The sequence below is a fragment of the Sporosarcina pasteurii genome (assembly GCF_041295575.1).
GTDB lineage: Bacteria > Bacillota > Bacilli > Bacillales_A > Planococcaceae > Sporosarcina > Sporosarcina pasteurii.
In genome coordinates this window covers 755,527-771,140 of record NZ_CP160452.1, presented here as the reverse complement: position 1 = coordinate 771,140, position 15,614 = coordinate 755,527, and the positions used below count along the sequence as shown (strand labels likewise).

General features: G+C 38.2%; 13 protein-coding genes and 1 pseudogene. 6 read left to right on the top strand and 8 right to left on the bottom strand.

Annotated features, from left to right (window positions below; translation table 11 throughout):
* Positions 1-106: 106 nt before the first annotated feature.
* Both brnQ and AB1H92_RS03510 read left to right on the top strand, forming a co-directional pair.
* A pseudogene (gene brnQ, locus AB1H92_RS03515) lies at positions 107-1,456 on the top strand (branched-chain amino acid transport system II carrier protein).
* A gap of 245 nt (positions 1,457-1,701) precedes the next feature.
* Positions 1,702-3,294 (top strand): SulP family inorganic anion transporter, encoded by a 1,593-nt coding sequence (locus tag AB1H92_RS03510; protein WP_115360198.1) that lies wholly within the window; start codon positions 1,702-1,704, stop codon positions 3,292-3,294.
* 88 nt (positions 3,295-3,382) lie between these two features.
* On the opposite strand, the gene AB1H92_RS03505 is transcribed toward AB1H92_RS03510, so the two are convergent.
* Positions 3,383-4,525 (bottom strand): M20 family metallopeptidase, encoded by a 1,143-nt coding sequence (locus AB1H92_RS03505; protein ID WP_115360197.1) that lies wholly within the window; start codon positions 4,523-4,525, stop codon positions 3,383-3,385.
* A 79-nt stretch (positions 4,526-4,604) separates the two neighbouring features.
* Positions 4,605-4,871: a hypothetical protein gene (locus AB1H92_RS03500; protein WP_115360196.1), complete on the bottom strand. Its 267-nt coding sequence runs from the start codon at positions 4,869-4,871 to the stop codon at positions 4,605-4,607.
* Between the two features lie 457 nt (positions 4,872-5,328).
* On the opposite strand from AB1H92_RS03500, the gene AB1H92_RS03495 reads away from it, so the two are divergent.
* Positions 5,329-6,105, top strand: a complete 777-nt coding sequence (locus AB1H92_RS03495; protein WP_115360195.1) for a hypothetical protein — start codon at positions 5,329-5,331, stop codon at positions 6,103-6,105.
* Between the two features lie 343 nt (positions 6,106-6,448).
* Positions 6,449-6,610, top strand: a complete 162-nt coding sequence (locus AB1H92_RS03490; RefSeq protein ID WP_115360194.1) for a sporulation histidine kinase inhibitor Sda — start codon at positions 6,449-6,451, stop codon at positions 6,608-6,610.
* A gap of 239 nt (positions 6,611-6,849) precedes the next feature.
* On the opposite strand, the gene AB1H92_RS03485 is transcribed toward AB1H92_RS03490, so the two are convergent.
* The 3 genes from AB1H92_RS03485 to AB1H92_RS03475 all read right to left on the bottom strand — a co-directional run bounded on the left by AB1H92_RS03485 (position 6,850) and on the right by AB1H92_RS03475 (position 9,744).
* The gene (locus AB1H92_RS03485; protein WP_115360193.1) at positions 6,850-7,629 is read right to left on the bottom strand and encodes a Cof-type HAD-IIB family hydrolase; all 780 of its coding nucleotides are present in this window, start codon (positions 7,627-7,629) and stop codon (positions 6,850-6,852) included.
* 124 nt (positions 7,630-7,753) lie between these two features.
* Positions 7,754-9,478, bottom strand: a complete 1,725-nt coding sequence (ptsP, locus tag AB1H92_RS03480; RefSeq protein ID WP_115360192.1) for a phosphoenolpyruvate--protein phosphotransferase — start codon at positions 9,476-9,478, stop codon at positions 7,754-7,756.
* Positions 9,478-9,744 (bottom strand): phosphocarrier protein HPr, encoded by a 267-nt coding sequence (locus AB1H92_RS03475; RefSeq protein WP_115360191.1) that lies wholly within the window; start codon positions 9,742-9,744, stop codon positions 9,478-9,480. Before AB1H92_RS03475 ends, ptsP begins: the two co-directional genes overlap by 1 nt.
* Before the next feature lie 322 nt (positions 9,745-10,066).
* On the opposite strand from AB1H92_RS03475, the gene AB1H92_RS03470 reads away from it, so the two are divergent.
* Positions 10,067-10,561 carry a VanZ family protein gene (locus AB1H92_RS03470; RefSeq protein ID WP_115360190.1) on the top strand — a complete coding sequence of 165 codons (495 nt, stop codon included), beginning with the start codon at positions 10,067-10,069 and terminating at the stop codon, positions 10,559-10,561.
* A 76-nt stretch (positions 10,562-10,637) separates the two neighbouring features.
* Here the strand turns inward: AB1H92_RS03470 and AB1H92_RS03465 are convergent, their stop codons facing one another.
* The 3 genes from AB1H92_RS03465 to AB1H92_RS03455 form a co-directional block, all read right to left on the bottom strand.
* On the bottom strand, positions 10,638-11,051 hold the full coding sequence (locus tag AB1H92_RS03465) for an OsmC family protein (protein WP_115360189.1): 414 nt from the start codon (positions 11,049-11,051) through the stop codon (positions 10,638-10,640).
* 15 nt (positions 11,052-11,066) lie between these two features.
* On the bottom strand, positions 11,067-12,605 hold the full coding sequence (locus AB1H92_RS03460; RefSeq protein ID WP_115360188.1) for an AbgT family transporter: 1,539 nt from the start codon (positions 12,603-12,605) through the stop codon (positions 11,067-11,069).
* A 71-nt stretch (positions 12,606-12,676) separates the two neighbouring features.
* Positions 12,677-14,527 (bottom strand): DNA ligase D, encoded by a 1,851-nt coding sequence (locus AB1H92_RS03455; protein ID WP_115360187.1) that lies wholly within the window; start codon positions 14,525-14,527, stop codon positions 12,677-12,679.
* Positions 14,528-14,659: 132 nt separating this feature from the next.
* Between AB1H92_RS03455 and AB1H92_RS03450 the strand changes: the two genes are divergently transcribed.
* The gene (locus AB1H92_RS03450) at positions 14,660-15,475 is read left to right on the top strand and encodes a Ku protein (protein WP_243835815.1); all 816 of its coding nucleotides are present in this window, start codon (positions 14,660-14,662) and stop codon (positions 15,473-15,475) included.
* Positions 15,476-15,614 lie beyond the last annotated feature (139 nt).

Sequence of the window (15,614 nt, the reverse complement as noted above, 5' to 3'; positions counted from 1 at the left end):
TCTCCCGAGTGCTTTCTTGCAAAATTCGACATTTATTTAATTTATCTTCGTTTTTTGTCGAAAGTTTTGTTATACTAGTCATTGGTTTAAATTAAAAGATTCATAAATTCAAGGAGCTGCAAATATTGTGACACTTCGAAAGAACTTTATCATTGGGCTAATGCTTTTCGCTCTATTTTTAGGCGCTGGAAATATCATATTTCCACCGGCTCTTGGTCAAATGGCAGGGGATAACCTAGTTATCGCGATGCTCGGATTTTTAATTACAGGAGTTGGCCTACCGCTAGTAGCCGTACTAGCTATTGCGAATTCGAACACCGGAGAAAGTGGAGGACTTCAGTCAATTGCGAGTCGTGTACATCCAGCTTTTGGTGTCATTTTCACAATGATTATCTATATGGCAATTGGTCCGTTTTTTGGCATTCCGAGGACTGCAACGGTATCTTATGAAATTGGAATAGTTCCCTTTTTAACAAAAGAAGTAGCTCAGTCAAACTGGCCACTCCTAGTATTTACAATTGTATTCTTTACAATTACCGTTGTACTTGCGTTAAACCCTGCAAAATTAGTGGACAGAATTGGCAAAATCTTAACACCAATCTTATTTGTCATTATTGGTGCGCTAGTCATAAAAAGTTTAATCACTCCAATGGGGAACATCCAAGAAGCACATGGAGATTACGCTAGCCAACCATTCTTCCGAAGCTTTGTAGAAGGCTATTTGACAATGGATGTAATCGCGGCACTTGTTTTCGGAATAATTATAATAAATGCGCTGAAAGTAGAGGGCATAACAAAAAAAGAGCCTGCTTTTAAAGCAACCATTATTGCTGGGATTATCGCCGCAATTGGATTAACACTTGTTTATGTTTCCTTAGGATATATTGGCGCAACAAGCGTCGAAGCCATTGGATTACAAGATAATGGGGGAGCGATTTTAGCACTTGCTTCCAAATTCTTATACGGAGGCGCTGGCAGTACGATTCTAGCTTTAACAATTATATTCGCTTGTCTAACAACTTCAATTGGACTTGTATCAGCATGCGCTCAATTCTTTGAAGAAACATTTCCACAACTGCCATATAAAGTATATGTATTCCTGTTTGCTGGGTTCAGTACGATCATTGGAAATTTCGGTTTAACCCAACTGATTAAAATTTCTATCCCAGTCTTAATGATGGTCTATCCATTGGCGATTGTTTTAATGCTGATGTCATTCATCGACAAATCATTTGGCAGATAACCAATCGTCTACATATTAGCATTATTAGGTACAGCAGTGATTAGTGTTTTCGACGGATTGAAAGTAGCAAATATTGATGTGAAACCTGTAACATCTATACTTTCACACTTACCCCTTTATGAACAACAAATCGGTTGGTTAATTCCAGCGATTGTTGGTGCAATTATCGGGGTTATCATTAGTCGTGTCATTCCAGAACGACAACGTGGATGATCGTTGTAAGGGTTTTACAAGTGTCGTTAAAAATGATGCTCAACAATTTAAAGCGATATTGTCTACTAAGAAAGTAGCAATATCGTTTTTTGATTCCAAAATTCATTTTGCTAGACTTTATAAAGATAATCGTCTCAACAATACTAGATTACCCTTACAATTCCTTGCAGTGACAGCATTCTTTCGCTACACTTAATAATAGAGTGAATTTTTCATTTAAAATAACTTGAACGGAGTGAACTAAATTGTTCAAGGATAATCGCTTTCAGCATTACGATGCAGCAAGTTTTCGCAAAGATTTAATTGCGGGTATTACGGTCGGGATTGTGGCGATTCCACTCGGGATGGCTTTTGCCATTGCATCAGGCGTAAAACCTGAATATGGAATTTACACGACCATCATCGCAGGATTTCTCGTAGCCCTTCTTGGCGGTTCACGTTATCAAATTGCCGGACCAACAGGCGCATTTATCCCGATCTTACTTGCCATCGTACTACAATACGGATATGAAGAACTGTTAATTGCAGGATTTCTTGCCGGAATATTCCTTGTCATCATGAGTTTTGTCGGCGTTAGTAATTTAATCCACTTTGTTCCAAAGTCTGTGACCATTGGCTTTACAACTGGAATTGCTGTGATTATATTTACCGGACAGTTCGGAAACTTCTTTGGTTTAACAGGACTTGAGCAGAATGAATTTTTTCACGAAGATATGATTGGCATTGTTAAACAGTTCCACACTGTAAATGTGTATAGTATTTTAATTGCGCTCATTGGACTGGCGGTCATTTTTATTTTACCTAAAATTGCACCTCGAGTTCCCGTACTACTTGTTGCGCTTCTTATTCCAACGCTTGTATCTATCGCTATATTCCCCGGAAAAGTCGAAACGATTGGCACTACTTTTGGAGGTATTCCTAATTCCCTTCCTCCATTTCGCTTTCCAGAAATAACATTATCTAAAGTTGTTACATTATGGACACCAGCGCTTGTGATTGCAGCATTAGGGGCAATTGAATCCCTTTTATCTGCCGTTGTTGCGGACAGCATGAGAGCTGAGGGAACCGAAAACCATAGTTCTAAACGAGAACTCTTTGGGCAAGGTATCGCAAATATTGTCACACCATTATTTGGAGGTATTCCCGCTACGGGAGCAATCGCACGTACAGCAACGAATATTCGTTCAGGTGCAGTCAGCCCTATTTCCGGAGTTATACAAAGTCTTTTTGTACTTGCGTTTCTTCTTCTTTTCGCTCCTTACGCGTCTTATATTCCCCTTGCAGCAATGGCGCCTATTTTAATGTTCGTCGCCTGGAATATGAGCGCACGAAAGGCATTTTCACACATTCTTTCATTAAGAACTGGCGATACCATCGTCTTGTTAACTACTTTCCTATTAACGATTTTTGTGAATTTAACAGTCGCGGTTCAAGTAGGGATTTTAATTGCAGTGATTTCATTCATTCGAAAAATGATTAACAAGCTTCACATAAAAGTAGAAAAACTTTCCGATGTTGAAGTTGTCAAATACGGTCATGGCGATGCTGCATCTATTAAAAAATATAGCCTCGATGGGCCACTATTTTTCGGTACTGCAAAATCTTTCGAAGATGATTATCCAGTTATTTTGTCAGATGATATAAAAAGTATCATCATCGACATGGCGCACGTATCTGTTATTGACGCAACCGGAGAAGCTGTCCTTTCCGATTTAATCGATGATGCAAAAGATTCGGGCATTCGAATTATTATTAAACGCCTACCGAAAGATAAAATGATTTTATTCAAGAAAAGTGGACTTTACGAGAAGATTGGAAAAGACAATTTCTTTATGTAAATATACAAAGAAGCCGAACATGCCCAAAATACATGTCGGCTTCTTTTTTTATATAATTTTCCAGGACGATTAACGAAATAAAAGTTTGTTAGTTCATTTCATCCGTTAACTTTCGAATCGTGTGCGCCAATAATAGGGCTCGTTCTGTTAAGCTTGCAATTTCTAAATATTCATCTTCACTATGTGCATGCCCGCCGATTGGTCCAAGCCCATCAATTGTGGCAACCCCTTTGGCAGACGTAAATGAAGCATCAGAACCGCCGCCGGTTGCCATATCTTTCACTTCGATGCCGAGATCACGCCCTACTTCCTGAATTTTTTCTAGCAGTGCGATTGTTTGTTCATTTTTAACCATCGGTTGTCTTTCGATTCCACCTTTCAACTCGATTGTTGTGCCTTCAACATCTGGCGTTGCGCAAATAGATTCGATTTGGCGCTCAATCCAGTCGGCTTGTTCAATTTTATCAATGCGTACATCTACACGAGCAACTGCGGAAGGGGCAACCGTATTTACTGTAGTCCCACCTTCTATCACACCCACATTTACCGTAATGCCTTCGTCGTGGTTTGTGAGCTTATGTAATTTTATGGTTTTTTGGGCCAATTCCTCGATTGCACTGCTGCCTGCTTGTGGTTGCACACCTGAATGTGCGGCTTTCCCAGTAACATATAACGAATATTCACCGACTCCCCGACGAGCTGTAACAAGGGAACCATCTTGTCTCGCAGGCTCCATAATTAACGCATATTTTTTGTGCTCAGTTTGACTTTCAATCAGTTCTCTTGACGTATGCGAACCGATTTCTTCATCACTTGTTAAAATGACTTCTATATTTTCTAGGGCTTTACTGTTGTTTTCACGTAATGCTTTTAATGCAAATAACAGCACTACATGGCTTCCTTTCATATCAATCACCCCGGGACCATAAGCCCGTCCATCACGAATCGTAAAAGGTCGTTCCGCTACTGTGCCTTCCTTAAAGACAGTATCCATATGAGCTACTGCCATAATTTTAGGTGTTGTAGCATGTTGATGACGGATAACTAAGTGATTGCCTTGAATTTCTTGCGGAATGACATCAACTTGGAATCCCAATTTTTCAAATTCTTCAAATAAAACTTGGCCAACTTTATCGACGCCCGCCTTATTCATTGAGCCACTATCGATATTTACTAGTTTCTCAAGCAACGTCAACATTTCTTTTTCATGACATTCCAGATATTTTTTCATTCTCCACACTCCTAAATCAAATTCTAGCAATCTATTACTAGTATATCATGTAGGAATATAGTGAGGGTCCTCCCTTTCATTAAGGATTTGTTTCATCTTTCTTTATCCTGTTTTTTGCCCCCGGAGGAATATACATGAATAGATGATGTACCTTCCCAGGACTATCCTTCATCAATAATGGTGCAAATTTCAATGAAAAATAAACGACATCATTCTCTTCTTTTAAAATTGAAGATTGCTCCTTATCCAAAACAAATATTTCTTCCATACCATTCATTTTCAATAAATTGATCCTGTTTTTACTTAAGGAAGAATCTCCCCAGATAATGTGTGTTTTTTTCTCCATTTGCATTCCCTCTTTTCTGAATAAATAGTAACTCCTATTTGGATTCAAGACACCGATCATTCAGCGTTAAAAACTCTATTAGATAAATGGCAATACCGATTTTCTCCTTTATATATTTCAATCGACTCATTCATGTTTGTCGCGTCAAAAACCGTTAGTTTCTTTCAGTCACCCCCTATTCGGGCTTAACTACACCAATCAACCTCGTGATTAATTAGTAATTTCCTAATATTGTAACACACCCTTCTAAATAGTTCTACTTTCACATAAAACAAACTTCAACACCTAACAAACACCCCTTAAGACCCACATCACACAAAAAAATAAACTAAACTTCAAATCATTTTTACCGACAATTAAGTGACATAGGACAATCCTCGTATCCATATAGTAGATAAAAGCTTTTACAGATAGCTCTCAAAGGCTTAAATAGAAATTAATAGGGAGGAAATACACTATGGAATGTAGTCATTGTGGACATAAGCAAAATCACGGGTATTATTGCGGAATGTGCGGCGTGCAGCTTAATACGACGGGTTACGTTAATCACACACCTTCCTCAGTAACTGCCTCTAACGAACAAACTAATCATCTTCCTGCCACAATGGAGTCAAATGTACAATTTGATCAGTTAAAAGAGAAGGTAATTCATTTTCTACAATACTTTTTGAGTTATTTTAAAAACCCTACACATATCTTTAAGCATAAACATGAGGAATATAAAAACGGCATCATCAGTATTTTACTTTTTACAATGATCGTTGGGCTAAGTTTTTATAACCTTGCGTTAAACAACATGTACCTTACAAGCGAACCTTCCTTCACCTCCTATTTTGGTTCTTTTTTTGTAATTATCTTAGGTTTCATGATGATTGGTTTATTAGCGGTTATTATAATCAATCATATCTTCGGCCCTCAATTCTCATATAACTCAATTATCAGTATATACGGTGCTCACCTCCCCTTATTCACTTTACTTACTTTACTCTCATTCATCTTAAAGTCCTTTTCACTCGGAAGTACGCTACTCGTTATGTCTGTACTCTTTGCGATATTCGTTTTACCATTTTATATAATGATTTATTTACTTACTAATCAATCAGTGGGACTTGATTCTTTTTATGCGTGTATCATTTACCTCTTTACTTTCTCAATTTTACTACTTCTATTTCTATCATTTTTTGGAGATTCAACAAAACTTCAACTATTTATTCGAACGGTCATCACATACTAATACCAAGAATACTACAATCCTTATCTCAACAGCCATTTTCAATTGGCTGTTTTTTATTTATTAGGGATATTCTTCAAATTCACAAAAACCTTTCGACAAATTTCGCGTCGCTTTTCACCTGTGGATAACCTTGTACACACTAACCCCAAGTGGTATGAGCATGTTTACCACCTTTATGAACAAGTTAACCACAACTTATCCACTCTGAATGTGGATAAAGGAACAGTTGTTCCAAGATTATATATTTGGTAAGTTAAACATACAGCAAAGTTAGCTACATAATATAAAGGTCCAATTTAATAGACGAAGTATTATTTACAGAAAAGTTGGAGGTGAACTTTTAATGAAGAACATGTCAGATGAATTATTAATCGACACATACTTCAAAGCGATAGAATTAAATTTACACCCTTATTTTATTAATTTATTAAAAGCCGAAATTCATTTTCGATCATTAGTGCATAAAATAGATGGCTCACAGCCTTTAAAACAGACTGCCCTATAATAAATAAAAGGACGTTAGAGAGAATAACGTCCTTTTAAATAGTCATGTATAATTCCGCCAAAGAAAGGGTATACTAATTACCACAGAGACGCGGCACATCTTTGTCCCGCCCTGGGGCACTTTCGACGGAAAGTGGAAAAGAATACATCGCCTATCCAACTAGGGATTCTCCTAGTAGTGCCGCAAAAGCTCATTTCTATTATTCAAGAGGAATGAGCTTTTTACATGTTATGATTCAATTAAAGTAATCCGACCATTTCCAAACCATGTGCGATCCCATCGTCACCTACATCTTTCGTAACATATCTTGCAACCTGCTTCACTTGCTCTGGGGCATTCCCCATTGCCACGCCATGGCCGACAAATTGAAGCATTTCTACGTCGTTGAAATTATCTCCAAATGCATAGACATTTTCTTTTGAAAACCCTGTATGCTCCATAAACCTTTCAATCCCCATTGCCTTTGAACCGCCCATCGGAAGGACATCTACTGAATTTTGGTGCCAGCGGATAAAGTTCAAATCTTTCATAGACTTCCGATATGCCGCTTCTTCGTGTTCTTGACAAAACAACAGTGTTTGATAAATTTCTATTTCATTAAAATAGCTGCTATTCACATGGATATGGCTCGTGTCAATATTGATGGACGCAAAGGAACCTTCCATGACATGATTCATTTCTACAGTTGACTTCATTTTCTCAGCACTCATATAAACAAGTGGATGTTCTTTTTCAGATGAGAAATCAAAAAGTTCCTTTAAATATTCTTTTGAAGTTGGATTCTTGTAAATGACTTCATTATCTATTTCAACATATTGACCATTAAAACAAACAAAAGAATCGATTTCTAATAACGCTCTTAATTCGCTTATGAAATAAGGGGATCGCCCCGTCGCAATGGCTACTTCATGACCATTTTCTTTTAATAATTGTATCGCTTCCTTCGTTGACGCTGGCACTTTACTTTCATGGTCTAAAATGGTCCCATCAATATCAAACATAATTAATTTTCTAGTCATTTTATCTTCTCCTTTATGTATTCACTCTCAAACGAGAGTGTTTCTTTATATAAAAAAACAGCAACTCGAAACGACTCGACTCGTTCGAAGATGCTGCTCTTCAGATAAGTGTAGCGACACTTATTTACTGGGTGATGAATGATAGTTTTTCTTTCACTGCTTGAACGACTTCTTCGGCAGTTCCCATTTGGAGTGCTTCTTCGGCAAGTGCTGCCATATCACTCTTCTTCAACCCGCGAATTTGAGAACGCGCTTGCAAGATAGATGTTGCGCTCATTGAAAACTCGTCTAATCCCATTCCGAGAAGTAGTGGAATTGCGAGTTCATCGCCAGCCATCTCTCCGCACATGCCTGTCCATTTTCCTTCACGGTGTGAAGCGTCGATTACCATCTTCACAAGTCGTAAAATCGCTGGGTTATACGGTTGGTATAAATAAGAAACGCGCTCGTTCATTCGATCTGCTGCCATTGTGTATTGGATTAAATCATTCGTTCCAATACTGAAAAAGTCAACTTCTTTTGCGAACAGTTCAGCTTGAATTGCAGTTGAAGGAATTTCAACCATAATGCCTACTTCGATATCTTCAGAAACTTTTTCACCGGCTGATACTAGTGCTTCTTTTTCTTCTGCTAACATTGCTTTTGCTTGTCTGAATTCATCTAGCGTTGCAATCATCGGGAACATAATCTTCAAGTTTCCAAATATACTCGCGCGAAGAAGTGCACGTAATTGCGTACGGAAAATCTCTTGTTCTTCTAAACAAAGACGAATTGCACGGAATCCTAAGAATGGATTCATTTCTTCCGGAAGTTGTAAGTAAGGAAGTTCTTTATCGCCACCGATATCCAATGTTCTTACGACAACCGGCTTCCCTTCCATACCTTCTAATACTTTTTTATACGCTTCAAATTGCTCATCTTCAGTCGGCAATTGGTCGCGTCCCATGTATAAAAACTCTGTACGGTAAAGGCCAATGCCTTCTCCGCCATTATTCATAACGCCTACTAAGTCTTCAGGTGTACCAATGTTGGCAGCTAACTCAACATGTTCGCCGTCAACTGTCATTGTTTTTTCATTCACAAGCTTTGCCCACTCTGCTTTTTGTGCTTCAAACTTTTGTTGCTCCGCCTCGTACTCAGCGATCAATTCTTCAGTTGGGTTAATATGTAATTTTCCTGTTAATCCGTCAACAATCAAAATATCCCCGTCTTGAATTTGCCTTGTCGCCTCCTGTGTCCCAACGACAGCAGGAATCTCTAAAGAACGTGCCATAATTGCTGAGTGAGATGTACGTCCGCCGATATCTGTTGCAAAACCTTTAACGAAATTACGGTTTAGCTGTGCTGTATCAGACGGTGTTAAATCTTCAGCAATAATAATCACTTCTTCAGATATCGTACTAGGATTCACGATTTTCACACCGAGCAGATGTGACAAGATTCGCTTTGTGACGTCACGAATATCCGCTGCACGCTCCTGCATGTACTCATTCTCCATTGCTTCAAACATGGAAATAAACATGTCGGTTGTTTCTTGTAATGCGTGCTCTGCATTTACCTTCTCCGTGTTAATTTTGTCTTTAATTGGATTAATTAGTTCCGGATCATTTAATACTAAAATATGGGCTGTGAAGATTGCAGCTTCTTCGGCACCTAGCTCCCTTTCAGCAACTTTTTGAATTGCTTCCAATTCACTAATTGAAGTTGCCATAGCAGCTTCAAATCTTGCTGTTTCTGCGGCCACATCTTCAATCGTTTGTTTTGTAAAAGATAAATCTGGCTCTACTAGACGGTATGCTTTAGCAATCGCTATACCGCTTGAGGCAGCAATCCCTTGTAATAAGCTCATTATTTTGCCAATCCTTCATTTTGCAATGTTTTTTCAAGCTCAACTAATGCGTCTTCTGCGTCTGTCCCTTCCGCGCGAATTGCAAACTCTTCACCTGAACCAATTCCAAGTGACATAACGCCTAGGATAGATTTCAAGTTTACGTCTCTTCCTTTATGAATTAAAAAGATATCTGATTGGAATTTGTTAGCTGTGCTGACTAAAACAGATGCCGGTCTTGCGTGGATTCCTGCCTCATCGATTACTGTAAATTGTTTTTCTGCCATGATCATCATTCTCCTTTAAGATTTTCGAGTAATCGATTTTGGAATCTTTACTACCTTAACCTGTTCAAGGTAAAAATAGGACTTTCCAAAAGTCTAAACTCGATTACCGTTTACTTAAATGTATCTTGTCCACGTGACAATTGCAAACGATTGCAAAATAATAGCGTGCCTATTGATTTGGCCAGTGTTTATTCATGAACTGTAATTGTCCATTGCTTCGAAAAACGGCATAGCTCATGCACCTTCCTTTTGATAAAAATAACCTAGCTTTTATGTTAATTTTTTTCTATACAATCGACTTGGACCGTGGTACGATTTTTATATGAGAAAATTTATTATCTTACTTTTATTACTAACCGTTTTGTTTATTTCATCCGGTCAAACTTACGAACAACAATCCATTATCCCGAACCTTCAAAAATTACTTCCTGGAAAACCCTTTGAAACGGTGCTTTCTAAGTTAGAGATTCCCTATTGGGGCATCACCGTATCAGTTGAAGAAAGAGGCTATTACTACTTCATAGAATTTCTACTTAGAAAAAGTGCACATTTTTTCATCTTCGGTTTTATTGCCGCTTCAATTTACACATTGTTACCTAAAATGTCCTTTCGTTTCCTACTTGCAGCGCTATTTACGTTATTTATCGCAATTGGTGATGAATATCGCCAGTCACTTACTGGTGGGAGAACGCCGTCCATCCAAGACGTCATGCTTGATATGGCGGGTGCACTCACTACACTGATCATCGTACGTCTCATCATGAATATTATAAATCGTTTAAAAGGACGAAAGCGTCGTCGCAAAATTAGCACCTAATTGGGACAAAATGAAAAAGATCCGTCTTGCTTCATTTGCAATGACGGATCTTTATTCGTGTTGGACAAGCGTTTCGTTAACTTTCTTCACCATTTAATATTAGTTTGAATTCAACTTCAGCTTTTAATGAATCAGAAACAGAACAATACTTATCTTTTCCGAGACGAATGGCTCTCCAAACCTTCTTACTATCTATATCACCTTCTATATCGAAAGTGATCTCCATGGTAGTAAATCCTTTTGGCGGTTCTTCTTTTCTCGTGCCATCTGTAATAATTTCGATTTTATTAATCTTATCCAAATGTGGTCGCAATATCATCGTAATATCAATCCCGATACAGCCGGCTAAAGCGCCTAAAAGCATTTCAGTAGGGGTCGCTCCTTTTCCTAAACCGCCATACGCCTCCGTTGCATCCATATTGATTTCATAACCGGAGTCTCCTACTGCAGTAAAAGCACGTCCTCCAGTCCATACTGTCGTCACTCTCATTTTCCTTCACCCTTTCTAATAATTTAGGGTTGTTCCGGGTCCAACCGGAATCCCCAACACGTACCAAATAATAAAAAAGATTACCCAGCTAATTAAAATAATAATCGAATAAGGCAACATTAAGGATATAACTGTGCCTACGCCATTTTCTTTACCGTACCGCTGTGCAAAAGCTACGACTAACGGGAAAAAGGGCATTAATGGCGAAATAATATTGGTCGAGGAATCTCCTACACGATAAGCAACTTGTGTCACTTCAGGCGAAATTCCCATTTGCATAAACATCGGCACAAATACTGGCGCCATAATTGCCCATTTCGCAGAATCTGCAGCGATAAATAAATTAATCATGGCAGTAATGAAAATTAATGCGACAAGTAGTGGCGCACCGTCTAAATGAATCGCTTGTAAAAACTTTGCACCATTTACGGCAATAATTGTACCTAGGTTCGTATAATTAAATAATGCGACAAACTGTGCAGCAAAAAAGATTAAAACAATAAAACCAGACATTGTTTCTAATGAAGATGCCATTAGCCTCGCAATATCTTTATCATTTTTAATTGTTTTCGTAAAAAAACCAAAGACAATCCCGGGTACTAAAAAGACAAGCATCATAATAAAAATAATACTGCTCATAAACGGGGATTGAATAACACTTCCGCCTGCTCCACGTAACACACCATTTTCTGGAATGACGAGGAGTGCAATGAGGACAACTGTGAGCAAAATAGAGATATTCGCCCAGAAGAGTCCTTTTTTTTCACGTGCTGAAATTTTATTTACTTCATCGACTTGATCGACTTGTTTATAGGGGCCTAATTTTGGTTCGATAAGCTTATCCGTGACAAGCGTGCCTATAATGACAATAAGAAATGTTGAGACGAACATGAAAAACCAGTTATCAGTAGGATTCACAACATAATTAGCATTTAATATATTCGCTGCTTCTGTCGTAATTCCGCTTAATAAAGGGTCGTTTGTTCCTAACAAAAGGTTAGCTGAGTACCCACCTGCTACACCTGCAAACGCTGCAGATAACCCTGCGAGTGGATGCCGATTAAATCCTAAAAAAATAATCGCGCCAAGCGGCACCAAAACAACATACCCAACTGATGCAGCGACGTTTGATAACACACCCATTAATACGACGATTGGCGTTACAAACCTTCTCGGTGCTTTCGTAACTGTATTCGTCATGAGTGCGCTAATATAGCCGCTTTTCTCAGCCACGCCAACACCAAGCATGGCAACAAGTACAGGACCGAGTGCCACAAATGATGTAAAGTTCGAAACGACATTTGAAAACATATACGCGATCCCGTCCGGAACGAGCAAGCTGACCGCTTTCACAGTAAGCGTTTCAATTTTCCCCGTCTCATGATTAACCCCTTCAAAGCTGACACTGGTCCCCATAACATATAATAGATGGGACACCCCGATGACAAGCAAAGTAAAGGCAATGAAGATTGTAATTGGATCAGGTAATTTATTTCCTTTTTCCTCAATAAAGTTTAAAAAACGAATCGACTTGGATTGTTTTGGTTGATTCATCCTATTCATCCTCTGCGACCTATTTATTGACAAGTATACCCTTCGTTTAAAATCTGAATCATGAATGGATGTCATCTAATTGCTGTGCAAGTTAACATTTCTTTCAATTGACGATAAACACTTTCAAAATTTTGCTTTTCCCCTGCATCAAAAAAGTCCCCAAATGGATCACTTTGCCGTTTTATACGCTCTAAAACGGCCGGAATCGGAAATTGATCAGGCTTTAATGATGAATTTACTTCATTCCATAATAAAGGCGTAGCGACTAGTCCTCGTTCATTCCCCCTCGGTGAATAAGGCGCAATGATCGTTTTCCCTTCTTGATGTTGTACATAATCTAAATATAATTTATTGTTACGGTTTTTCTTCAAACGTTCTGTCGTAAACCAATTAGGTTCTTGCTCGCACAAAAAATCACAAACGAACTTTGTAAATAGACGGGTATCCTCGTAGGTATATCGATTAAAAGGTAAGGGGATATAAACTTGTAATCCCTTTCCCCCGGATGTTTTCACGAAGGATTCAAGTTCAAATTTGTCGAAAATCAATTTCATCCGTATCGCTGCTTCGACTGCTAAAGAGAACTCTTCCACTGAAGGTGGATCTAAATCAAAAACAATTTCAGTCGGCTTTTTCGTTTCTATCGTTTGAAAAGGGATATGAAATTCGAGGGCAAGTTGATTACCAAGCCATAACAATGCTTCAATGTCATTACACAAAATATAATTGATATCATCGACCCTTGAGGTTGAGATAAAATCAGGTGTATAATCCGGTGCGTTTTTTTGATAAAACATTTCACCTGGCACACCGTGAGGAAAGCGAATGACCGTCAAGTGGCGATTACGCAAAAATGGCAACATGAGAGATGCAACGTTTTGTAAGTAATACAAGTAACTCTCTTTTTGAATGTCCATTTCAGGCCAAACTGGCTTATCAGGATGTGTAATTGCTATGGATTTTGGAATCGGTAGCAACTGTCGAAGCATTTGATTCCAGTCACACTTATGGGCATTCATTTCTAAATCAAACTTATGAAATCTAGGTTCACGTAAATGTTTCCCATCAAAGCCAATACAAGCAATTTGGACGCAAATGGAAGGCGGTAATTGCCAGATATTACGTGATGTTTGCTGGCCATTTGATAGAAATAAATTTTGTAATGTCTGAACTTCATCTGCATCAAGTCCGTGAAGAAATGTGACAACTTCTTTTAGTGCATCTTCTTTGTACACTGCACCCGTGAAAAAGCCATTTTTCTTATCATATTTCGTTAACATCACATGAACGTAACGCCAATTTTTAACTTTTACCCACTGCTTTGACCGCGTATCTTCCACCCAGGTACTCGCTTTCTTTTTTGCAATCATGCCTTCACCATTATGTACAATCATTTTATGCCACAATAATTCGTTATCTGTAAAAGACTCAATTGCTTGGAGGCGAGTTTTACTTTTGTACTGAACCGCTGTTGAAATTCCTGCGGCTGTAAATAGTTTCAGTAACTCCTTTTTTCTATCTGTTAAAGGCATGTTGGTAAGATCTTCATTTTTTACTGACAATAAATCGAAGCAAATATAATGACAAGGAAATTGTTTAGCATGTTCTGCAATATTTGTTTCACTCCGCATCCGCCCTCGTGTCTGAACAATTGGAAATTCACTTTGAAAATCATTCCGTAAATAAACAAGTTCTCCGTCCAATGTTAATGGTAAATAGGGCTGAATCCGTTTATAAATAGTTGTGCAAAATTGAATGATTTCTGGAAACAAGTGCGTCAGTTCCTTATTGTTGCGACTTTTTAATGTAGGTGTTTCTCCATCCCATATCAATAGACATCGAAATCCATCATACTTCGTTTCATATATCCATTCTTTCCCTTGAGGTACCTTATTTGCATCCGTTAATCGCATTGGCTTCATTGTTAAAATGCGCTCCTTTTTCAAATTAGCCTTTGATTCCTTCCATCTTCTATACATAGAACCATGAAAAACTTCCATAATAAGAAAAAGATGAAGCAGGTGAGCGCAGTGCATACGGTTTGAAAAGGTAGTATTAGCTTTGGCCTCGTAAATATTCCGGTGAAACTTCATACCGCAACAGAAAATAAAGACATCAAATTACGCCAATTGCATAAAGAATGTCATTCCCCAATTAATTATCAAAAAACTTGTCCCGTTTGTGAGAAGGAAGTCCAAAACGAGGAAATTGTCAAAGCGTATGAATATACGAAAAATAAATTTGTTGTACTGGATGAAGAGGACTTAGAGAAGTTAAAAAAAGAAAATGAAGACAAATCGGTCGAAATTATCGACTTTGTAAAATTAGAAGAAATCGACCCGATTTATTTTGAACGCAGTTATTTTATGGCCCCCGATAGCGGTGGTGGAAAAGCATACACCCTATTAAGAAAAGCTTTAGAAGACTCCGGCAAAATTGGTGTGGCCAAAATCATTATCCGGTCAAAAGAACAGCTGGCGGTTATCCGGGTCTATCAAGATACATTATTAATGGAAACCATTCACTTTCCTGACGAAGTACGTCTCGTAAAAGACGTTCCAAATATCCCGAGTAATGAAAAAGTGGTCAAAAAAGAACTGGATACGGCACTCATGTTAATCGACCAACTTACGACGGCATTTGATCCAGAAAAATATAAGGATGATTATCGTACAGCCCTTATGGAATTAATTGAAGAGAAAAAATCAGAAAATGCAACAGTCATCGCAAATGACAAACAAGCTCCAGCACCGGCCAACGTGATGGATTTAATGACAGCACTGCAGGCATCACTGGATAAAACTACCCCGAAGAAAACTACAAAGAAAAAACCAGCTACACGAAAACGTACGACAAAGAAACATGCTTGACTTTTAGCACCGCTAATAAAAGAGAGACAGCTTGATTTCGCTGTCTCTCTTATTGTATTTAAATTTAAAGTTCTTCATTCATAGTTACTATTCCGAATTAAACTTATAATTGAAAGCGTTCGCATAACACGATGATTGA